At 40.5% G+C, this 21,074-nt stretch carries 18 protein-coding genes; 13 read left to right on the top strand and 5 right to left on the bottom strand.

Annotated elements, in window-relative coordinates; all coding sequences use genetic code 11:
- Positions 1 to 139: 139 nt before the first annotated feature.
- The 6 genes from WG905_RS13640 (at position 140) to WG905_RS13615 (ending at position 7,813) form a co-directional block, all read left to right on the top strand.
- Entirely contained in the window at positions 140 to 934 is a 795-nt protein-coding gene (locus WG905_RS13640; protein ID WP_339592288.1) for a sulfite exporter TauE/SafE family protein, read from the top strand.
- A 501-nt stretch (positions 935 to 1,435) separates the two neighbouring features.
- Entirely contained in the window at positions 1,436 to 3,298 is a 1,863-nt protein-coding gene (gene asnB, locus WG905_RS13635) for an asparagine synthase (glutamine-hydrolyzing) (protein ID WP_339592287.1), read from the top strand.
- 96 nt (positions 3,299 to 3,394) lie between these two features.
- On the top strand, positions 3,395 to 4,957 hold the full coding sequence (locus WG905_RS13630) for a serine hydrolase (RefSeq protein ID WP_339592286.1): 1,563 nt from the start codon (positions 3,395 to 3,397) through the stop codon (positions 4,955 to 4,957).
- A gap of 72 nt (positions 4,958 to 5,029) precedes the next feature.
- Positions 5,030 to 6,325, top strand: coding sequence for a cytochrome ubiquinol oxidase subunit I (locus WG905_RS13625; protein ID WP_339592285.1), 1,296 nt, complete (start codon positions 5,030 to 5,032; stop codon positions 6,323 to 6,325).
- On the top strand, positions 6,322 to 7,329 hold the full coding sequence (locus tag WG905_RS13620; RefSeq protein ID WP_339592284.1) for a cytochrome d ubiquinol oxidase subunit II: 1,008 nt from the start codon (positions 6,322 to 6,324) through the stop codon (positions 7,327 to 7,329). The genes WG905_RS13625 and WG905_RS13620 overlap by 4 nt, the downstream gene beginning before the upstream one ends.
- Before the next feature lie 85 nt (positions 7,330 to 7,414).
- Complete coding sequence (locus tag WG905_RS13615; protein ID WP_339592283.1) at positions 7,415 to 7,813, top strand: GlcG/HbpS family heme-binding protein; 399 nt, start codon at positions 7,415 to 7,417, stop codon at positions 7,811 to 7,813.
- Positions 7,814 to 7,874: 61 nt separating this feature from the next.
- Here WG905_RS13615 and WG905_RS13610 read toward each other — a convergent pair whose 3' ends face one another.
- Both WG905_RS13610 and WG905_RS13605 read right to left on the bottom strand, forming a co-directional pair.
- Entirely contained in the window at positions 7,875 to 8,114 is a 240-nt protein-coding gene (locus WG905_RS13610; RefSeq protein ID WP_339592282.1) for a hypothetical protein, read from the bottom strand.
- Between the two features lie 93 nt (positions 8,115 to 8,207).
- Complete coding sequence (locus WG905_RS13605) at positions 8,208 to 9,104, bottom strand: DUF5996 family protein (protein WP_339592281.1); 897 nt, start codon at positions 9,102 to 9,104, stop codon at positions 8,208 to 8,210.
- A 244-nt stretch (positions 9,105 to 9,348) separates the two neighbouring features.
- Here WG905_RS13605 and WG905_RS13600 point away from each other — a divergent pair, with 244 nt between their 5' ends.
- The gene (locus tag WG905_RS13600; protein WP_339592280.1) at positions 9,349 to 9,852 is read left to right on the top strand and encodes a VOC family protein; all 504 of its coding nucleotides are present in this window, start codon (positions 9,349 to 9,351) and stop codon (positions 9,850 to 9,852) included.
- Positions 9,853 to 10,000: 148 nt separating this feature from the next.
- Positions 10,001 to 10,471: a rhodanese-like domain-containing protein gene (locus tag WG905_RS13595; RefSeq protein ID WP_339592279.1), complete on the top strand. Its 471-nt coding sequence runs from the start codon at positions 10,001 to 10,003 to the stop codon at positions 10,469 to 10,471.
- Positions 10,472 to 10,580: 109 nt separating this feature from the next.
- Here WG905_RS13595 and WG905_RS13590 read toward each other — a convergent pair whose 3' ends face one another.
- Positions 10,581 to 12,092 carry a RagB/SusD family nutrient uptake outer membrane protein gene (locus tag WG905_RS13590; RefSeq protein ID WP_339592278.1) on the bottom strand — a complete coding sequence of 504 codons (1,512 nt, stop codon included), beginning with the start codon at positions 12,090 to 12,092 and terminating at the stop codon, positions 10,581 to 10,583.
- 18 nt (positions 12,093 to 12,110) lie between these two features.
- Positions 12,111 to 15,137 (bottom strand): SusC/RagA family TonB-linked outer membrane protein, encoded by a 3,027-nt coding sequence (locus WG905_RS13585; RefSeq protein ID WP_339592277.1) that lies wholly within the window; start codon positions 15,135 to 15,137, stop codon positions 12,111 to 12,113.
- A 204-nt stretch (positions 15,138 to 15,341) separates the two neighbouring features.
- Here WG905_RS13585 and WG905_RS13580 point away from each other — a divergent pair, with 204 nt between their 5' ends.
- The 3 genes from WG905_RS13580 to WG905_RS13570 all read left to right on the top strand — a co-directional run bounded on the left by WG905_RS13580 (position 15,342) and on the right by WG905_RS13570 (position 16,556).
- Positions 15,342 to 16,133, top strand: a complete 792-nt coding sequence (locus tag WG905_RS13580; protein ID WP_339592276.1) for a 3-keto-disaccharide hydrolase — start codon at positions 15,342 to 15,344, stop codon at positions 16,131 to 16,133.
- 59 nt (positions 16,134 to 16,192) lie between these two features.
- Entirely contained in the window at positions 16,193 to 16,372 is a 180-nt protein-coding gene (locus WG905_RS13575; protein ID WP_339592275.1) for a DUF6496 domain-containing protein, read from the top strand.
- A 61-nt stretch (positions 16,373 to 16,433) separates the two neighbouring features.
- The gene (locus WG905_RS13570; protein ID WP_339592274.1) at positions 16,434 to 16,556 is read left to right on the top strand and encodes a hypothetical protein; all 123 of its coding nucleotides are present in this window, start codon (positions 16,434 to 16,436) and stop codon (positions 16,554 to 16,556) included.
- Between the two features lie 13 nt (positions 16,557 to 16,569).
- On the opposite strand, the gene WG905_RS13565 is transcribed toward WG905_RS13570, so the two are convergent.
- Positions 16,570 to 17,736: a glycoside hydrolase family 172 protein gene (locus WG905_RS13565; protein ID WP_339592273.1), complete on the bottom strand. Its 1,167-nt coding sequence runs from the start codon at positions 17,734 to 17,736 to the stop codon at positions 16,570 to 16,572.
- Positions 17,737 to 18,169: 433 nt separating this feature from the next.
- Between WG905_RS13565 and WG905_RS13560 the strand changes: the two genes are divergently transcribed.
- Together WG905_RS13560 and WG905_RS13555 are read left to right on the top strand one after the other, a co-directional pair.
- A complete protein-coding gene (locus WG905_RS13560; protein ID WP_339592272.1) occupies positions 18,170 to 19,345 on the top strand; it encodes an acetyl-CoA C-acyltransferase in 1,176 nt (391 codons plus the stop codon).
- Between the two features lie 69 nt (positions 19,346 to 19,414).
- On the top strand, positions 19,415 to 21,055 hold the full coding sequence (locus tag WG905_RS13555) for a peptide MFS transporter (RefSeq protein ID WP_339592271.1): 1,641 nt from the start codon (positions 19,415 to 19,417) through the stop codon (positions 21,053 to 21,055).
- Positions 21,056 to 21,074: the final 19 nt, after the last annotated feature.

Here is a 21,074-nt window from a genome sequence, read left to right as displayed (position 1 = left end):
TTAATAAAAAACAGGCCTTCTTTGCTTTTAAAATCAAAACATTGCTAACTTCAAAAGTGTTGCTGCCGGGATTTAACAAGCTTGTTACCGATCCTTATCATAAATCACCCTGCATCATCTTTTTATTTAATTATTCAACATGGAATTTTTTGCATATCTAGCTTCGGCATTAATTGGTATTTCATTAGGATTAATCGGCGCCGGAGGGTCTATCCTCACCGTTCCTGTGCTGGTTTACCTGTTTGGCATCAGTCCGCTGCTCGCTACCTCCTACTCCCTTTTCATTGTCGGTTCAACCAGCTTAATGGGCGCTTTCGATAATTATAGAAAAGGCTTTACCAGTATAAAAACAGCTTTACTTTTCGGCACTTCCTCCATCACAACGGTCTTCCTCATCCGTAAGTTTATCATTCCTCGAATTCCTGAAAACTTGATCACCATCGGTGATTTCATACTTACGGAGCACATATTAACCATGGTTCTTTTTGCATTGCTCATGATTGCAGCTTCAATAGCCATGATCAGCAATGCGAATAAGAAAATTGAGCCTGCAAATGTTCAAAAAATTAATATCCCTAGGCTGTTTGGCTATGGCGTCGCTGTAGGTTTGACCACCGGCTTTTTGGGTGCGGGAGGTGGTTTTTTGCTGATCCCTACATTAGTACTGCTGGTAGGGCTCTCCATGAAACAAGCAATAGGAACCTCATTACTGATTATTTCTTTAAACTCCCTGATTGGTTTTACCGGCGATTTAGGTCATTTTAAGATCGACTGGCCTTTTTTGCTGACTATAACCGCCATAGCAATTGCAGGGGTATTTGTTGGCGGATATCTAAATAAGAAATTTGACGGGCAGAAACTGAAGAAAGGTTTTGGGTGGTTTGTGTTGGTCATGGGCATTTATATACTATTAAAGGAACTGCTATTGGAATAAAAAGAAAGACTTCAATTTTGCTGAAGCCTTTCTTTTATGGATTACTGATGTTATACATCGAGATTTGTTATACATCAAGGTCATTACGCCTTTTTGTTTCTTCGCCAGGAATATCTTCTGTTCTTACTTTACCAGGATAACTTTATTTTGTTCATCCATTGGGGACTGATCAGGTGTCTTCATTGACTATGTTTTAAAAATTAACGCTAAAAATTTTTCTAGTTCCTTGCACGATATACATTTGACTTTTTACAACCACCTATAAATCAAATTGTTTTGTACGAAAAAAGAATTTTTTCAACATTATTTCTGCCCCACTGGAGATTGTATCAGTAATTATCTAAATTATCATATTAAGTAATATCAAGTGATCATAACTTGTCTGAAGCAAGCTAATTTTCAACATTAGCTATAATTTTTAATTTAAAATTTTAGTTTACTGTATTTTAAAGTACTTTTATTTATAAAAAGCACGAACCGTTTATTTAAAATAAAGAGCATATGTGTGGTATCGCAGGGGCAGTCAATTTGCCGGAAATTAAAAAGGCCAGGGAAGTATTAACGCATAGAGGACCGGACAGTTTTGGGGTTTATGAACAAGAAAACATTTGTCTGGTTCACAGGCGTTTGGCAATTGTTGATTTATCTGAAGGCGGTCATCAGCCCATGTTTTACAAAGACCTGATCATTACTTTTAATGGTGAAATCTATAACTTCCAGGCCATAAAACAAGAACTCATTAGCAATGGCTATTCTTTTGATTCAAATTCCGATACAGAAGTGATCATTAAAGCCTTTGATTGCTGGGGCAATAAATGTCTGTTGAAATTCAACGGCATGTTTGCTTTTTGCATTTATAATACCAGTACCCGGTCTTTTTTTATAGCCAGGGATAAAATTGGTATTAAACCACTGTACTATTACCATAAAGACGATATTTTCGCTTTCGGAAGTGAGCTTAAGGTCTTTCCAAACACGATTCTAGCCAGAAAAAACGAAAAAGCTTTACTGCAGTTTTTAGTACTGGGTTATATTACTGCACCCGCTTCTGCTTATGAAAATGTATTTAAGCTGGAGCCTGGAAGTTACCTTGAATATAAAGATGCACAGCTGCGCATCACTAAATATTGGTCTCCCATCGACAAATCAACACACCAGCATTACCATATTACCCGTTATGAAAACGCCCTGGATACGGTAGAACAGGTTTTACAACGGGCGGTGAAAATGCAGATGGTGGCAGATGTAAATGTTGGCTGTTTTTTAAGTGGCGGCATCGACAGCTCCCTCATTGCAGCCCTGGCACAGAAGAACTCCAAAACACCCATCAAGACCTATGCTATGGCTTTTAAGGAGAAAGGATTTGATGAAAGTGGTTATGCAAGGGAGGTTGCCAAACACTTAAAAACAGATCACCATACTTTAACCTTTAGTCCGGACGATTTACTGGAACTGGTTAATGATTTTGACTATTACTTTGATGAGCCCTTTGGCGATTTTGCGTCCCTGCCATTGAGCATATTATGCAAAAAAGCACGGGAACATGGCATTACCGTTGCTTTATCCGGGGATGGTGGAGACGAACTCTTTTTAGGTTATGAACGTTATTCCTTTGCAACACGTTATTACCATCTTTTCAAGAATCAGCCGAAGTTAATGCGACAACTATTAGTTGAAGGGCTTAAGCTTTCCAAAAATGAAAAGGCCTTAAAAATGGTTTATCCGATTAGCAATCCTTCTCTTTTGAATTTTTACCAGGTATACGCTACTTCGCTCAAACCATGGGATATCGGTCAGGCAATTGACAAAGATTTTCTCCGCGAAATTTATGGAAAGGAAGACATCAACATACAGGATATTTTAGATATCGCACCTGATTTTAAAATCGAAAACGAAAAGGATCTATCGAACATTGATATCTTATGGAACCTTCCTGATGAAATGCTGACAAAATCTGACCGTGCCTCCATGCGGTTTTCATTGGAATTGAGGGTTCCTCTTCTGGATGCCAATTTAATGGAAATATCCAGGGCTATCCCCAATGACCTTCTCTTAAAAGGCGGCGTCAAGAAATCGATCCTAAAGGATATCCTTGCCAAACATGTTCCTAAACAATTGTTCGACCGGCCAAAAAGAGGCTTTAGTGTTCCAATGAGTTTATGGTTTAGAAATCAGCTTAAATCAGAATTGATGGATTTAACCCAGGGTTTGCCAGACTTCATTCAAAAGGGATATGTAAATCAATTGGTTCATGAACACCTTAATCTAGGCAGAAATCATTCTTATACCCTTTGGAACCTGATGAGGATCAAGAAATTTTATAGCTTGTCGCCTCAAAAAAAGGAATTACAGCTGGAATATTAAACAGCTTTTTTTAGCAGGACGGAGCGATAGGATGATCATTTTTTTCTGATATTGCACCTGCATTTTATAGCTCATTATCACTCCTATTCCGCTGTTATGAAACCGATATTTTACTTTATTTTTTCTGCCTTCTTACTTTTAGGTTATTCGCTAAAGGCCCAGGTACTGACCTCTCCTCAAATAGACAGCCTGGTCAATAAAACATTAGACACTTTTAATGTTCCGGGCATCGCCGTAGGAATTGTGAAAGATGGGAAGCTGATTCACGCGAAAGGATATGGCATCCGCTCTATTAAAGGCAGGGCAAAAGTAGATGAAAACACTTTGTTTGGTGTAGCCTCCAACACCAAAGCCTTCACTGCTGCCGCTCTCGGTATGCTGGTAGATGAAAAGAAGATTACCTGGGATACCAGGGTTACCGATGTCATTCCTGAATTTAAATTATATGACCCCTATGTTACCCAGGAATTTACCATCCGTGATTTATTGACACACAGAAGCGGCCTGGGTTTGGGGGCGGGAGATTTAATGATCTGGCCAGACTCGAGCAAAGTGACGAAATCTCAATTGATACACAATTTAAGGTACCTTAAACCGGTTTCATCGTTTAGGTCTAAATACGATTACGATAATTTATTGTATATCGTAGCAGGAGATATAGTTACCCGGGTTTCAAAAATGTCTTTTGAAGATTTCGTAGAAAACAGGATCATGAAGCCACTGGAGATGAAAAAGTCTGCAGTTTCATGGTACCGTTTAAAAGATAAAACTAATATTATCGACGGACATGCGCCAATTGATGACCGTTCGCTGGTTACCGTCGGATTAAGTTTTACAGAACTGGCCAACCCTGCCGGCGGCATTTATTCCAATATTACCGATATGAGTAAATGGGTGATCGCGCAAATTAATGAGGGGAAATATGGCGAAAAGCTTGATAGATCACTTTTCAGTAAGGAAGTTCATCAGGAAATGTGGAGCCCTCAAACCATCATCAAGGGTGGCTCTCCATATCATACTCATTTTAGCAGTTACGGTTTAGGCTGGTTCTTAAGTGATGTAAAAGGCTATTTCCAGGCATCTCATACCGGTGGTTTAGCGGGCATCGTTACCCAGGTAACTATTTTACCAGAATTAAAACTAGGCATTATTGTGCTGACCAACCAACAGTCTGGTGCTGCTTTTACGGCCATCACTAATTCCATTAAAGACGGTTATTTTGGCATCAAAGGAATAGACCGTATTAAAATGTATAATGATCGAAGACTTGTCTCGGAGAAAGACGCCAAAGAAATGACCAGTAAAATCTGGGCCGACATTGAAGCCCAGCAGAAACTAACGTCCATAAAAACCACTTTGCCAGACGTAAAAGGCCTCTATAGGGATAAATGGTTTGGAGATGTTACGATTTCAGAAAAAGATGGCGGATTATATTATACCTCTAAAAATTCGCCTAAACTACAAGGCAAGATGTTCTTTTACAAAGGAAACACCTACATCGTGAAATGGAATGAAAGAAGCCTGGAAGCAGATGCTTTTGTAACCTTTACTTTAGACCATCATGCGAAACCTGCAGGTTATAAAATGGAAGCTATTTCACCTTTAACGGATTTCAGTTTTGATTTCCAGGATTTAGAGTTCAATAAAGTAACCAATTAAAATCGTTGCTCAACATCCAAGCTATGATATCTTTACTTAAATTGGCTTTATCGTTCACCAGAAAAAATCAGTATGGATGATTTTCTAGCTGCCCGTTCACAAATGGCACTCTCCCTGGGGTTCCATATCATTTTTGCCTGTATAGGTATGGTCATGCCCTTTTTTATGGCTGTGGCTCATTATTACTGGTTAAAAACCAATGATGTTGTTTATAAGACGATAACGAAAGCCTGGAGCCGCGGTGTTGCCATTTTCTTTGCTACAGGAGCTGTTTCGGGTACCGTATTATCTTTTGAACTGGGCTTGTTATGGCCTGAATTCATGGAACATGCAGGGCCCATTTTTGGTATGCCATTTTCCCTGGAAGGGACGGCTTTTTTTATTGAAGCGATTGCGTTGGGTTTTTTCCTCTATGGTTGGGATAGGTTTAATCCCTGGTTTCACTGGTTTACCGGGGTAGTGGTTGGTGTGAGTGGACTTTTATCGGGTATTTTAGTAGTGGCGGCAAATGCCTGGATGAACAGTCCGGCTGGCTTTGATTATGTAAACGGAAAATACTTAAACGTTGACCCCATTGCTGCCATGTTTAATGATGCTTGGTTTTCACAAGCGCTGCACATGTCTATTGCAGCATTCGTAGCCACTGGTTTCGCAGTTGCCGGGGTCCATGCATTGATGATATTAAAAGGTAAAAACGTACAATTTCATCGGAGGGCTTTTAAAATAGCAGCCGTATTTGGTGCCGTTGCTGCCCTCATACAACCCTTAAGTGGTGATATTTCTGCTAAAGATGTTGCCAAACGTCAGCCAATAAAACTAGCGGCGATGGAGGCACATTTTCATACGCAGAAATCTGCACCCTTTATTTTGGGTGGCATTCCTGATGAAAAAAACAAAAAAGTGGATTATGCCATTGAAATCCCAGGGATGCTCAGCTTTCTCGCTTTCGGCGATTTCAATGCAGAAGTGAAGGGTCTGGACAGTGCACCACCGGAAAATCATCCACCTATAGCCGTTACCCACTATGCGTTCCAGATCATGATCATTTTAGGCATGCTCATGATGACGCTTGCCATTATTTATTTTTTCAGTCTATGGAGAAAAAAAGAATGGCTCGAAAAAAGGTGGCTGCTGAAGCTTTTTGTGATAGCCACCCCGATGGGTTTCATAGCCGTTGAAGCGGGCTGGACTGTTACAGAAGTGGGCAGGCAACCCTGGATCATTCATGGAATAATGAGAACTGCAGATGCCGTTACACCCATGCCTGGCATCGTTTACTCCTTTTACCTATTTACCGCAGTCTATATTTCCCTTGCTTTTGTGGTAACCTTTATGCTTTACAGACAAATTAAAATGGTTAATAAATGACGTACGTTGTAATTGTATTTCTGTGGCTCTCTATTCTATTTTATCTGCTCCTGGGTGGTGCAGATTTTGGGGCTGGAATTATTGAACTTTTTACCGCAAAGAAAAACAAAACACAAACCCGTAAAACATTATATAGGGCCATTGGTCCTATTTGGGAGTCCAACCATATGTGGCTGATCATTGCCATCGTGATCCTATTTGTCGGCTTTCCTGTTATTTATTCCACCATGTCTATCCACCTTCACATCCCATTGGTGATCATGCTTTTGGGTATTGTGGCAAGAGGCACTGCTTTTGCCTTCAGGCACTATGATGCGGTGGTGGATGATATGCAGGAAATTTACAACCGGATATTTGCTTATTCCAGTTTCATTACGCCACTGTTCCTGGGCATCATTGCTGGAAGTGCCGTTTCGGGAGAAATCGACACCACCGCCAGGGATTTTCTATCGGCTTTTGTTTTTAGCTGGCTCCACTGGTTCGCTGTGGCAGTCGGCTTTTTCACAGTCTGCATCTGTGGATTTCTTGCAGCCATCTATTTAATCGGAGAAACAGATAATGAGCAGGAAAAACAGCAGTTCATTAAAAAGGCTTTGACGCTGAATATAGCGGCGGTTATCTGCGGCGGCCTGGTTTTTCTTGCTGCTTACGTGCAAGGCATCCCTTTGGGGAAATGGATATTTGGGAATATAACGGGTATCCTTGTGGTGGGTCTGGCTACACTTTCTTTAATTGCCTTGTGGTATTTGATATACCTTGGTAAAACCATCATCATCAGGATACTTGCGGGCTTCCAGGTGACTATGATCTTGCTCGCTGTAACATTTAACCACTTCCCTAACATTGTCATTTTAAAAAATGGCGGGTATCTTTCGCTGCTTGAACACCAGGGCTATCATAAAACCATGGAATCCCTTGGCTGGGCCCTACTTCTGGGCAGCCTTTTCATTTTGCCTGCATTATTTTACCTGATTTATAGCTTTCAGAAAAAGGCCAAAGTTTAGGTGATGCAATGGCAACATTATTTTGATGCAGGTATTTTCAAACAATTCGAAGTATGTTTGGTTAAAAATATTAAAGATCACAATTATGAGCATGACATTAGAATTAGCAGAGAAAATAGCAGTAGCTGCAAAAGCAAAGGCACAGGAAATTGGCGTACCGATGAATATCGCCATCGTAGATGAAGGTGCCAACCTGGTGTCATTTCACAGAATGGACAATGCCTGGTTAGGCTCAATTGATATCTCCATAAAAAAAGCTAAAACAGCACGTTTTTTTGACATGGATTCTGGAGAAATCGGGAAACTTTCTCAACCAGGAGGACCACTCTACCAGATTGAGCATTCGAACCTAGGATTGATCACCTTTCCCGGTGGTGTATTACTGAAAGATAGCAGTGGAAAAATTATTGGCGCCGTAGGGGTATCCGGTGGCTCTGTCGAGCAGGATCATGAAGTAGCTGCTGCAGGAGCTTCAGCTAAATAGAAACATCATTTATATCAGCAATACAAAAGAGCTCCTGATGCATGCACAGCAGGAGCTCTCTTTATTTAGGGCGCTGATTCATATGTTCATGTAAAACAATTCCTTCCCTGATGGCATTCATTAAAGGCAGGTCTATCTCACAATCAACAGTCCTGCAGTGTTCATGGTCTTCACCATCAATTTCTATGATACCTACCTTCACCTCCCGATCATAGATTTCATACAGTCGGTTTCCTAATGATTTAATATCATAAAAGTAACCTAAACCTTCGTTTGCGATTTCGATTTTAAATTGTTCCATGCTTCTTCATTAAATGGTTCCAGGAGCTTAGTAAAGCTTCAAATCATATAAATTTAACAAGAGCGAGGTTAAGATTGTTTGAAAAGACGAAATTTAGAAAGAATCTCTATCCCAGTTTGCCAAAATGATCCCCGTGCGGAATGAATTGTGCAGGAATTCAAGCAATTTAAACTTTGGCGATACTGCGGACTGTACGGCTGCATAGGGTAAAATGAATTCTCCGAGCGTTTTATGATAGTATGCGTCATAGGGCCTGACATTTGCTGTTTTATATCCCTCAGGCTCCGGGTACAGATAGCTATAAAACACGGGCTCGGGAAGCATATCATTGCCGGGCCAAAAGCCAAAGCTGCTTACTTCTTTACAATAAGCTTCCTCTGCCACCCAGTCGGGCAAACCTATTATGCCTCCGGGATGTTTGGGTGCGGCACGACCCGAGAAAAAAGAAAGGGCAACATCGAAGCTTCCCCAAAATAAATGAAAAGGACTACATTTCCCTTTAAATTCACTACGAAACTGCATGAATACATCTTGTATACTCAATAATGCCTGATGCAGGTCGCTTACCTGTTGTTGATTATAGGTTGCATGTTTAAAATCTAATTCAAAGGGAATGGGATCTGCAATTTCAGCGGGAATCGTTCTGATCCGGATATAGATATTCAATTCTTTCAAGACCGACATTAAATTCAAATAAAAATCAGCAACAGAAAGTCCATCTAAACCAAATTGCCGCTCCTCCCCTCTACTGGTGATGATCTTTAGCTGATGAATTTTAAAGTCAAAGTCGATCTGGAAATTCCTTTCTTTATAGGGCAAGCTTTGGGTAGTTAAACCAACTGGGGTAATATACAAGGCTACATGCCAGGAATGGTTAACCCAGGGAAGACTTGCCATTCTGATTTTCCCAACAATTTGTGTCCACAAATGCAAGGTTTCATAAGTGGACTTTCCTTGCTCGTAGGATAAGGCGGGCCATCGGTTTTCCATATCATGATTTTTAGTTAATCACTTTATAAATTTAACCATTAGTGACGATAATTAAGAATTTTAGTAAAACCATCATCTTCTTTCATTGTTGATTTCTTAAATAACAGCATTTATTTGATATTTTCTTTAGGATATAACTGTTTTTCAAGGAGATGTAACGATCATGAGGAGCTCAATTGCTGACATGAGATATATTGCTGTCATAAGTGTAGATAACATATTTCGTATTTTACTATAAATTTAAATGGAAAATTATAAAATCCCCGAACAAACCCGGATTGGCCATGTTCATCTTAAAGTAGCTGACTTGCAGCGTTCGCTTGATTTTTACAGTGGTTTGCTCGGTTTTGAAATCACAACCACTTATGGCAGTGATGCTGTTTTTATCTCAGCCGGAGGTTATCACCATCACATTGGTTTAAACGTCTGGTACAGCAAAAATGCGCCTCCAGCACCCGTAAAATCTGTGGGGCTTTATCATACCGCTATAGTTTACCCCACCAGGAAAGACCTCGCTATCATTTTCGACAGGTTAAGCAGGGCGCAATACCCCTTTACCGGGGCGTCTGATCATGGTGTGTCGGAAGCTTTATACCTCAAAGACCCTGATGGTAATGGCGTGGAATTGTATTGGGACAGACCCAAAGAATTGTGGCCAAAGAAAAGTGACGGGTCGCTGGATATGTACACCAAACCCCTGGACCTTGAACAGTTACTCGCAGAAATTGACAACAATCCATCACTGTGATTTCTTTAAATGGTTTATTACTAATCTTTTAATAGCAGAAAGAACAAGTTTTAGTGCGGTTCCACAACGCACTTTGTAAAACCTGCTAATTTGGAAGAATATTGTACCTTTATTGCTAATCATAAAATTAACAGTCAATTCTTATCCAATGAATCAATATTTCAAGTGTTTCTTCATCCTGTTCTGTTCAGGTATTTTATTCAGCGGTACGGTTACAGGGCAAACTTTCGGAAAAAAACCAGTTTGGGAAAAAAGCCAGCTTATTGAACCCTCTGCAATGATGGCGCTATTAAAAAATCCAAATGCAAAAAAGCCCCCACTCTACAATATTGGTTTCGTGAGTAATATTCCGGGATCAGTAAATTTAGGTGCCGCAAGAGATCAGTCTGGGTTGGCGAAGCTGAAAAACGCGGTAAAAAGCGTCTCAAAAGACCGCATGGTAGTTATCTATTGTGGCTGTTGCCCATTTGAAAATTGTCCTAACGTTCGGCCTGCTTATCAACTCTTACAGGATTTAGGTTATAAAAAAACTAAGATTCTTAATTTGCCAACGAGTCTGAAGGCCGACTGGATCGATAAAGGATATCCGGTAAATAAGGATTTAAAAACAAGTAAATAAGAAGATAACATAAAAAAGGGTTAACTAAAGCAGATTGGCTTTAGTTAACCCTTTTTTATGTTATCATAATTGGCGTCTTTTAACGTTTCCAACGATGCATTACCCCTAATTAAAATCCTGGATTTTGTATAAAGTTAGGATTCCCCAATTGATTATCCGGGATCGGGAAGAGTAAATATTTAGGATCATCGGTAGGTTTTTCCTGCCAAGGTTCAAGAAATTTGCCGAAACGAATTAAATCCTGTCTTCTCACGCCTTCCCAGAAAAATTCCCTTCCACGCTCATCCAACAAGTTATCCAGCGTAAGCGTCGCAAATGGTGTTGCTCCTCTGGAAACCCTGATGCTATTGACAATAGTTAAGGCAGGGCCTGCTCCTGCAGTTCTTAATAACGCCTCTGCCTTCATCATTAAAACATCTGAATACCGATAGTATACCCAGTCGTTTTCAGGAAGATTTGTTGCTGAGTTTGCATAGTCTATAGGATACTTCACCACACGTATACCCGCCACTTCCAGGTGATTAGGATCCCGTTCAATAATACTTACTTCAGGCGTAAAAATCAGGTTGTTACCTTTACGGTCTTTCAAGGGAACCCCAGCCCCATTGAACTGCTGGCCAATTAAAAAGCCAACATTAATACCTGAAACATTCGTCATTCCTTCATATGACCCACCCCTGCGTTCATCAGCAGCTTCAAACTTACCATAGAAATCGGAAAGTGTGGAAAAACCATTGTAACCACTAGGATTTTGGTTATAATGCAAGCCTGGCACCCAAATATCTTTCAGACCACCAGCATCAGATCCTCCGATGTTTTGAGCTGTAAAAATATTCTCTTTGGATAAAATATGATTTGTTGGAGCAAAATTATCAAAATACCGGTCGGTCAGAGAAAATTTTCCGGAGTTAATGATCACATCAGCCAATGCGATCACTTGAGCCATATCAGCGGCATCAAAAGTTGGAGCAGTACGGTTTAAGAAAGCTCCTTTATTAAGGTAACACTTCATTAATAATACACGTGCTGCATCTTTATTCGCATTATAAATTGGTCCGTCAGGTAACAGTGGTATCACTTCCGTTAACTCTTTGATCAGGTAATCGATTTGTTCCGGTGCTTGCCTAACTTTCGAAGGTTGGGTAATATCCTCTCCGGGTTCACGAAAAGGTACCTGCCCCCAGCCATCCAATATGGAAAATTGGGCAAAGGCACGAAGGAATCTTGCCTGCGCTGCCTGTTCTGGCGTTGGATTAAAATTCAACACATTAGTGGTTACAAAACTCACACTATTCAAATCTCTGAAGGTATCTGAAATACGGGAATGATCTGGTCCAAATTTATGCAAAAACAAAGCTCTCCACGCGCCGTTATCATCCCAATCCCCTGCTCTTGTTGGAACAATGGCTTCGTCAGAAGTGAACTCTTGTAAAGACCACCAACCCCATGGACCCTGGTATGGGTTGCGCATGGCTGTATAACTTGCATTTAACAAAGCAGGAACGTTCCCGGCTGTTATCCCCTGATTACCAATCTGCCCGTTTAAGTCCTCGTCTAATTTTGTACAGCTTGTTAGCGATAATGCAAAGGCTACAAAAGCTATAATATAATTCTTTTTCATGTCTGTTAGTATTAAAAATTAAAGAGAAAAGTTTACGCCGAAATTGAACGTTCTTGCAGCAGGATATGAAACGTATTCAATACCTGCTGATGGTACGCCATTGATATTTTTATCAACGTTTACTTCAGGGTCAAAACCTTTATACTTCGTAATTACAAAGAGATTCTGTCCGTTAACAAATAAGTTTAGTCCTTTTATAGAGCTCCCTATATTTCCCAGGCTATAATTTAAGGTCGCATTAGCTAGCTTAAGATAATCACCCTTCTCAATGTACCTGGAAGAAGAAGCAATTGGATTAGCTAAAGATTCTTGAACTGGAGAATTCAACAGTTCTGCCGCAACATTTCTTCCTGTTCCCAGGTTAGCAATTGGCAATACAGAGTTAGCAGTATTATTGTATATATCCTGACCCAGTGAACCATTAAAGTTGGCCGTTAGCGTCGCTTTTTTATATCTGAAACTGGTACTAAAACCTAAGATGACGCTTGGGTTGGGATTACCTAAATAATAATTGGTAAATCCTTCATCAGTGTACATAGAGAAACCTTGTGGATCTAACCCATTGTACTCTCTGGTCATCATCGCAAACAAAGGCAAACCATTTTGAATCACCTCTAAAGTCACACCACTTAATCCTTGTCCGCTTAAGGCACCCGTCTTTATTATTCCGATAATATCCTTCACTTCATTTTTAATGAAAGTTGCATTACCTCCTAAGTTTAAGGACATGTCTTCCTTTTCAATAACATTCGCATTCAAAGAAAACTCGAAACCTTTGTTAACAATTTGGCCCGGTAAGTTCACCCATGTAATTGTAACCCCGGCATTTGCAGGAACCAATGGTATTTGAGGAAACAATAAATCAGTAGTGGTTTTCTTAAAATAATCCATCGATCCACTGATCTTATTTCCAAACAAGGTGAAATCAGCACCAATATTTGTCTGCTCATCTGCCTGCCATTTCAGTTTTGGATTGGCATTATTAACACTAACCAGCGACTGCTGTCCATTAGAATAAGTAATATTATACCTGGACTGTGATGCTCCTGAAGGAAATTCCTGATTACCGGTCTTACCATAGCCGGCGCGGATCTTTAACTGGTTTAGCCAGGCGACATCACTTAGGAAACTTTCATTTTTAATATTCCAGGCTGCTGCAAAAGAAGGAAAATAACCATATCTGTTATCTTCTCCAAAACGTGTAGAACCATCCGCTCTAAAAGTAGCAGTTAAAATGTACTTGTTATCATAATTAAAGATTGCCCTTGCAAAATAAGACTGTAACTCTGTCGTAGGGTTATTATACGAATTAATCACCCGGTTTGCAGGAGCTGTAGCGGCCATCGCATCTGTATAATCTACTGCAATGTCTCCAAAACCTTTCGAATTACTATTCAGTCCTTTGCTTACATAATTGGTGTATTCATAACCAAGAATCGCATTTAGATTCAATTTACTAACAATTTCTTTATTGAAGTTTAATGTATTCGTAAACTGATGGGTAAGTAATTCGCTTTGTCCTATATTCGCGTAACCACCTAAAAAGTCTCCGTTTGCTTGGATATTTGGTAAATTTAAAAAGCTACGAGCAGAAGATCTTCTCACTCCTGAGCTATAATTTAAACTTACCAGCATGCGGTATTCCAACCATGGCGCAATTTTGTAATAAGGAGAAAAAGTTCCTAATATTGTACTCACTTTCGATTTGTCACTAATAGCCTCTGACATCACCAGCGGGTTAATGGTAGACCCTTGTTCAATAAACAATGATCCGTCTGAATTTCTTAAAGGACGTGTTGGATTCCAGGATAAAGCCTGACTGATCAAACTTCCTGTAAAACCGGCATCCGTTGTAATGGGTGCAATATTTTCTAAATATTGGCTACTGATGAGGCTAACATCCAAACCTAGCTTTTTACTTTCTAGAAATTTAAAATTACCATTAAAGGATCCGCTATATTTTGTAAAATCAGTTTTCCGAATAACACCCTGCTGGTCCTGGTAACCTAAAGAAGCACGGTAAGTATTGCCATCTGTGCCACCACTTAAACCGACAGAATAATTCTGATTATAAGCAGTACGGGTAATTTCATCAAGCGCATCGACACTCGATCCATAGTCACCGGCTGTCAAGCCATACTTAGTTAAGGCTGCACGGTATTCGTCTCCGTTAAGGATGTCTACCCGGCGGGCCAGGTTACTTACGCCGGCTGAGGCAGTGACGTCTAATTTTGTTTCACCACTTTTGCCTCTTTTTGTTGTGATCAAAACAACCCCATAAGCTGCCCTGGAACCATAAATTGCAGTTGCGGAAGCATCTTTCAGAACTTCCATAGACTCGATGTCTGCCGGGTTGATAAAGTTAAGCGGGTTTCCACCAGGAACTGTACCGATACCGCCACTTTCAGATGGTCTTGCCGATCCACCTGGTAAGGCAACACCATCAACCACATACAAGGGCTGACCTGTACCTGTAATCGCTGTATTACCCCTTATTCTTACAGTCGTAGAGCCACCGGGCTGGCCACTGTTGTTGATCATTTGAACACCAGCCACCTTTCCCTGGATCAACTGGTCGGGTGAGATAAGTGGCCCCTTGTTAAAATCCTTTGAAGAAACTGTTGTTGCCGCACCAGTAAGGTCACTTTTTTTAACAGAACCATAGCCAATGATTGTAATTAGTTCCAAGTCCTGCGCTTCCGCTAAAGTAATATTTATTGTGGTCCTGCCATTTATGGGAACCGTTTGAGATTGTAATCCCACATAACTGATGGTCAGCTGTGATGCGGTTTCCGGCACACTGATGGCGAATTTTCCTTCTGCATCAGTCAAAACAGTCAGCTTCGTACCGGTAACTGTTACAGTAGCACCAGGTAAAGTGTTTTGGTCACTATCGGTAACTACACCACGTATTGCAGTCTGCGCAAAAGAAGAAAAACTAAAAAAGAGTAGAACAACACTACAAAGGACTATCCTCTGTAATATGCTAAATTGTAGCATGCCCAGGGAGACATACCAATTTCTTGGTGGTAAAAATTTGTTCATACAGAAAAGGGTTATTGGTTAGTGTAACTTGTCTTAAACTTACATATAATTTGCAAGGAATCACAAAATGGGCTGGAAAATTATTTCCGCTGAATTATTGTTAATCGCATAATTTATATCAACATTAAACGGTGAATAATTTCAATTAATTGAACGAATAACTATATTAGAAGATCAGTATAACCGAACACAAACTATACATCAATGAAAATTCAAACAGCATTATTAACCACAACCCTGCTCCTGGTTGGTTCAGGCTTTGCCATTGCACAAGTAGAAGCCAAACCAGAGGATACTGAATTTTATACACCCGTACCTAAGGTAGTTGCTCCCGGAAAAACCAATATATCCGCTCCATCGGATGCTATTATTCTTTTCGACGGGAAAAATCTCGACCAGTGGGTGATGGCTGATGACCGAACGAAACCTGCGAAATGGAAGGTTCAAAATGGCGTATTTACCGTCGATAAAAAAACCGGGAACATTGAAACTAAACAGGCTTTCACTAATTATCAGCTGCACCTGGAATGGCAAATTCCCGCAAACATTACTGGCGAAGGGCAGTCGAGAGGCAACAGTGGCCTTTTCCTGGCCTCTATAGGCAAAGGTGATCTGGGCTATGAATTACAGATCCTGGATTCATATAACAATAAAACCTATACCAACGGAATGGCAGGCAGTATTTATAAGCAAACTACCCCCTTATTTAATGCAGCAAAAAAACCGGGAGAATGGCAAACCTATGACGTGATCTGGACAGCACCAACATTTAACGCAGATAGCTCTGTAAAAACTCCGGCAAAGGTTACAGTATTGTTCAATGGTGTTATTATTCAAAACAACTTCAAATTGAAAGGGCCTACACAATATATTGGACAGGCATCATACAGACAAGCACATGGACCATCCCCTATCAAATTACAATCACATGGTGATAAAAGTGAACCTATAAGCTTTAGAAACATCTGGATCAGGGAGCTTCCAGAGAAACTATAATATTTAAAACTTTTTTTATAGTTGATGAGTTAATTCAGTAAGAATTTAAACACATCGCTATGGCAAAGTATTCAGAAAAAGCTTCTCAAAAAGTCGAAGAAGCATTGCATGAAGAAAAGAGAGGCACCTTAAAAACCGGAACCGGAAAGAAAGTCACCTCTAAAAAACAAGCAGTAGCCATCGGACTTTCAGAAGCAAGAAAAGAAGGTGCTAAAGTTCCTAAACAAAAAAAAGACTAATTGAAAATTGATGGAGCCATTTCAGGATGGCTCCATCAGTTAACCAAAAAATCGTATACAGATGAAAACAAAGAAAAATCCAACCGAAAAAAAGGAAACAGCGGATAAAGAACCAAAAGGCGCCAAACCTGAGGAGGCAACTTCCGCTAAGGATGCTAAAAAGGTCAAAGTAACAAAAAAATAAATCCGGTTTTTATTTAGTAAACCTCCAGGTCATCTTTTGCAGGCAACTTCGGAAACCTTGCATGCGGTTCCTGCTGGTACCAGTATGCCACGGTGATGATATCAGATTTTTGAGGGAGGTACCTTCCTGCGTCCCGCCAGCCCAAATCCTGAATGGTAATCCGCAAATCTTTATCAAAACGTACCGGGTCCATGATATGCCACCTGTACATACCAAATCTTTGCTGTGCCTTGTAATTACCATCAGGGCGGACGATCTGATGCAAACCAGCATAAGGGGTACTGTATAAGGTATATTTGCCTTCGCGGTCAAAGTTATACGAACCAAGGAAATAATCTTCAGTTCCAGTACCTGCTACTGTAGGAAACGTTTTGTCTCCGTCCATAAAGAATTTAATTTCCCCTTCGCCCCACCAGCCATTGTTGTTTACGCCGATCCCCATATAAGTCCCTACATAATGACCTTTACCTTTTATGCCATCAATGATCGTATGTAAAGAAGTTGTATTAGGATTTGACCTTCGGTATTGCGCATGAAAATAAGCCTCATCATCCGGCACAGAAGTCAAAGTATAATTGACCTGGTAATAGAGCCTCATCGGCTCCTTACTGTTTATATTTTCAATAGTGATTTTGCACTTTTTCCGGAAGGGCATTTTCCAATAACAGTTAAAGGCGCTGCCCGGGTTCACGCTCACTGCCAAAGAATTTAAGTGGGCATATTCGCCCCATCCCATCCCAAAAAATGCGCCAACGGGTGCTTCTATAGAGGGTTCTGTTTCATCATCCCAATAAAAACGCAAAATGGAGAACTGCCAGTTTCCCGTTGGCGTCATCCAGATTTGCTGAATGGCTCCCGGCCCTTCCATTTCTGCAATGGTAATCGTTTCACCACTGTTAACAATGATAAATGGATTGACCTTCCATCCTATGCCCAAATCCCTTGCCTCGTTTGCTGCATTCGCGACATTCCTTTGGCCTTTACTCTTTACCGGGTCTGCCATTCCACCTTTCCCCTTTTCTCCAGTAAAATTCTCAGGACTAATAGACCTTGTTTTAGCATCCGATAAGCGGGAAAGATTGCCTAAATTCATGTCTAATCCATTAAACTTCCCGCCATCCTGACTAAAGGCATAATAACTGCACATTAGTCCTGTCATTAACATTAAAAGCTTTTTCATATGACTACAATTCTAGTGGTAATGAAGTGATGGTAAGTTGATATTGGATCTAGGGTGGATCTACCATGGATGTACGGTGTATCTACCTTTTTGTGTATAAACGTAGGTACAGCACAGATGCTTAGTTCATTCAACGCCCTGTCATTTTCATCAATATTTAGTTTGTTATTCAATGTTGTGAAAACCAATTGTCTACCTTTTAAGGTTTCGAATCAGACATTATTTGGGCAGTTATGAAGCAACCACACCTCGACCTGTTTGTTTATTTATTTGAATAAAGGAATATTACTTTAAATTAGTGAAAAGGAATGACAAAAAAAGAAGTAATGTAAAGGAAAATATAGCATAGCCGTCTTCGCATAATCTTCTTTAACTTTGTTTCAACCAAATCATAAATCAACAATTGAAACCAGTGAAAAACAAATAAAGTACGATGAAAGAAGTAGTGATCATTTCAGCACTCCGAACTCCGATAGGTAGTTTTGGTGGCTCTCTGGCTGGCTTTTCAGCCACACAATTAGGCGGTATTGCCATAAAAGCAGCCATTGAAAAAGCAGGAATCAAGCCTGAACAGGTTCAGGAATTATATATGGGTAATGTTTTGTCTGCCAACCTGGGGCAGGCGCCAGCAACCCAGGCTGCAAAATACGCAGGGCTTCCAGATATACCAGCTACCACAGTTAACAAAGTATGTGCCTCTGGTACTAAAGCCATTATGTTTGCTGCACAAAGTATCGCTTTAGGTGAAAATGATATTGTTGTAGCCGGCGGCATGGAAAGCATGAGCAATGTTCCTTATTACCTGGCTAAGGCACGTACAGGTTACCGTTTAGGAAATGGCGAAATAACGGATGGTCTATTGAAGGATGGATTGTGGGATGTTTACAATGATTACCACATGGGTTCTGCAGCGGAACTTTGTGCAGCAACCTGTAACATCAGCAGAGAGGATCAGGATGCCCATGCCATTTCTTCTTATAAAAGAGCGCAGCATGCCCAGCAGAACGGTAAGTTTAAGGAGGAAATAGTTCCTGTGGAGTCGACTGATCGAAAAGGTATAGTTACTTTAATCAGTGTCGATGATGAACCTGCCACGGTTAAGTTTGATAAAATTGTTGGTTTAAAGCCTGTGTTTAAGAAAGATGGAACGGTTACCGCAGCAAATGCTTCAACACTGAATGATGGTGCCGCAGCATTGGTATTAATGAGTGCTGACAAGGCCGCTGAATTAGGCTTAACACCCTTGGCCCGAATTATTGCCTACGCCGATGCGCAACAAGAACCAGAATGGTTTACTACGGCTCCGGCAAAAGCTATCCCTTTAGCCTTGAACAGAGCTGGCATAGACATCAAAGACGTGGATTATTTTGAAATAAACGAGGCGTTTTCTGTGGTTTCCTTAGCAAACAATAAACTATTAAATATTGATAATGAAAAGGTTAACCTAAATGGCGGAGCAGTTGCTTTAGGTCATCCCCTAGGTGCATCTGGCGCGAGGATCCTGGTAACCTTACTTTCTGTACTGTCGCAGAATGGTGGAAAGATTGGCGTTGCGGGTATTTGTAACGGCGGTGGTGGTGCGAGTGCGATGGTGATAGAAAAAATTTGATACTTTGCTCACCGATAAGTAACTTGCGCGGTTACATAACTTTGACAATACACGCAAACTAACTAATTGATGACTGAATCGAACAAAGCGAGGCATCCCAAAGGCTTGCCCGTTTTATTTTTTACCGAGATGTGGGAACGTTTCGGTTACTATTTAATGCTCGGCATCCTTCTGCTTTACTTAAAGGACCCTAAAGGCGGATTTGGCTTTGATAACAAAGAAGCTGCAGATATCGTTGGAACTTATTTAGGGCTGGTTTATTTAACCCCCTTTATTGGTGGTTTAATTGCCGACAGGATATTGGGTTATCGAAAGTCGATCATTCTGGGTGGAGTCCTCATGTCTGCAGGCTATTTTTGCCTCGCGTTCCCTTCCATTGAAATGTTTTGGATTGCCGTGATATTGATTGTGATCGGTAACGGATTTTTTAAGCCCAACATATCCACCCTATTAGGTAATTTATATTCCTCAACGGAAAACAAATCACTGAAAGATTCAGGTTACAACATCTTCTACATGGGGATCAACCTGGGGGCCTTCATCTGTAATTTCGTTGCGGCCTATATGCGTAATGAATATGGATGGGGTTATGCTTTTGGCGCTGCCGGCGTTGGAATGTTACTAGGTATTGTCTGGTTTATTGCTGGTTCTAAGCACATTAAGCATGCTGATGTAATGAAACCTGCCAACCCTGAAGACATGTCAGTTAGTAAAGTAATGTGGCTGGTCATCGTTCCTATGTTTGTTTTTGGAATTATAGGCTGGTTTATTCCGGGTAATATTTTCGGTTCAGACTCTACCGATGCATTTATCGTTGCCTGTATCCCGGTGATCTCTTTTTATATCAACCTCCTGGTTAAATCTAATAAAGAAGATAAATCCCGTATCGGTGCCCTTCTGGCTATTTTCGCTGTGGTAGTGGTGTTTTGGGCTGTGTTTAAGCAAAATTCTTCCGCTTTAACTAATTATGCTGATACCTATACCGACCGCCAGATCAATGATCAAACAGCAAGTTTTGTACAGCCTTTTGGGATGGTGATGGAATTAACCACTGCACCGGATAGCTTTCCTAAATATGATCCTTTTTTTAAAATCATAAAGGATGATAATGGCGAAAATATAATGGAAGTCGCTCCTGACCCGTATTTCCAAAATCTGCCGAAAGCAGATTGGCCCGAGGAGAAGGAACCTATAAAATTAATTTCTACAGAAATTTTTCAATCTGTAAATCCTTTCTTTATCATATTACTGACGCCAGTGGTCATTTCATTTTTCAGTTTTCTGCGAAGAAGAGGCAAGGAACCATCTACACCTGCAAAAATAGGTTATGGTTTGTTGATCACCGGGTTATCCACTTCGATCATGGCCTTCGCCATCTATTCGACAGATATTACGATGGAGAAATCTTCAGCATGGTGGCTGATCGCTTCTTATGCAGTAATTACCATTGGCGAGCTGTTCCTTTCTCCAATTGGCCTTTCACTGGTATCAAAAGTAGCTCCTGCTCGCTTGACTTCGTTAATGATGGGTGGCTGGTTTCTGGCTACGTCCATTGGTAATAAGCTCTCCGGCGTATTAGCCTCTTTATGGGATACTTATGAACAAAAAGCAAACTTCTTCTGGGTCAATTGTATTGCCTGTATTTTAGCCGGACTGGTGATATTTGCCATGTTAAAATGGTTGAGGGGGATTATTAACAAACACGCATAATTTAAACATCAATACATAA

It is taken from the genome of Pedobacter immunditicola (assembly GCF_037482985.1).
Lineage (GTDB): Bacteria > Bacteroidota > Bacteroidia > Sphingobacteriales > Sphingobacteriaceae > Pedobacter > Pedobacter immunditicola.
This window is presented reverse-complemented; position numbering and strand designations above follow the sequence as displayed.

Excerpts from the sequence above, each read along its gene's own strand:
- WG905_RS13590 (WP_339592278.1), bottom strand. The coding sequence starts at position 12,092 with ATGAAAAAGAATTATATTATAGCTTTTGTAGCCTTTGCATTATCGCTA.
- WG905_RS13630 (WP_339592286.1), top strand. The coding sequence starts at position 3,395 with ATGAAACCGATATTTTACTTTATTTTTTCTGCCTTCTTACTTTTAGGT.
- WG905_RS13625 (WP_339592285.1), top strand. The coding sequence starts at position 5,030 with ATGGATGATTTTCTAGCTGCCCGTTCACAAATGGCACTCTCCCTGGGG.
- WG905_RS13610 (WP_339592282.1), bottom strand. The coding sequence starts at position 8,114 with ATGGAACAATTTAAAATCGAAATCGCAAACGAAGGTTTAGGTTACTTT.
- WG905_RS13620 (WP_339592284.1), top strand. The coding sequence starts at position 6,322 with ATGACGTACGTTGTAATTGTATTTCTGTGGCTCTCTATTCTATTTTAT.
- WG905_RS13585 (WP_339592277.1), bottom strand. The coding sequence starts at position 15,137 with ATGAACAAATTTTTACCACCAAGAAATTGGTATGTCTCCCTGGGCATG.
- asnB (WP_339592287.1), top strand. The coding sequence starts at position 1,436 with ATGTGTGGTATCGCAGGGGCAGTCAATTTGCCGGAAATTAAAAAGGCC.
- WG905_RS13575 (WP_339592275.1), top strand. The coding sequence starts at position 16,193 with ATGGCAAAGTATTCAGAAAAAGCTTCTCAAAAAGTCGAAGAAGCATTG.
- WG905_RS13560 (WP_339592272.1), top strand. The coding sequence starts at position 18,170 with ATGAAAGAAGTAGTGATCATTTCAGCACTCCGAACTCCGATAGGTAGT.
- WG905_RS13555 (WP_339592271.1), top strand. The coding sequence starts at position 19,415 with ATGACTGAATCGAACAAAGCGAGGCATCCCAAAGGCTTGCCCGTTTTA.
- WG905_RS13570 (WP_339592274.1), top strand. The coding sequence starts at position 16,434 with ATGAAAACAAAGAAAAATCCAACCGAAAAAAAGGAAACAGCGGATAAA.
- WG905_RS13615 (WP_339592283.1), top strand. The coding sequence starts at position 7,415 with ATGAGCATGACATTAGAATTAGCAGAGAAAATAGCAGTAGCTGCAAAA.
- WG905_RS13640 (WP_339592288.1), top strand. The coding sequence starts at position 140 with ATGGAATTTTTTGCATATCTAGCTTCGGCATTAATTGGTATTTCATTA.
- WG905_RS13580 (WP_339592276.1), top strand. The coding sequence starts at position 15,342 with ATGAAAATTCAAACAGCATTATTAACCACAACCCTGCTCCTGGTTGGT.
- WG905_RS13565 (WP_339592273.1), bottom strand. The coding sequence starts at position 17,736 with ATGAAAAAGCTTTTAATGTTAATGACAGGACTAATGTGCAGTTATTAT.
- WG905_RS13595 (WP_339592279.1), top strand. The coding sequence starts at position 10,001 with ATGAATCAATATTTCAAGTGTTTCTTCATCCTGTTCTGTTCAGGTATT.
- WG905_RS13600 (WP_339592280.1), top strand. The coding sequence starts at position 9,349 with ATGGAAAATTATAAAATCCCCGAACAAACCCGGATTGGCCATGTTCAT.
- WG905_RS13605 (WP_339592281.1), bottom strand. The coding sequence starts at position 9,104 with ATGGAAAACCGATGGCCCGCCTTATCCTACGAGCAAGGAAAGTCCACT.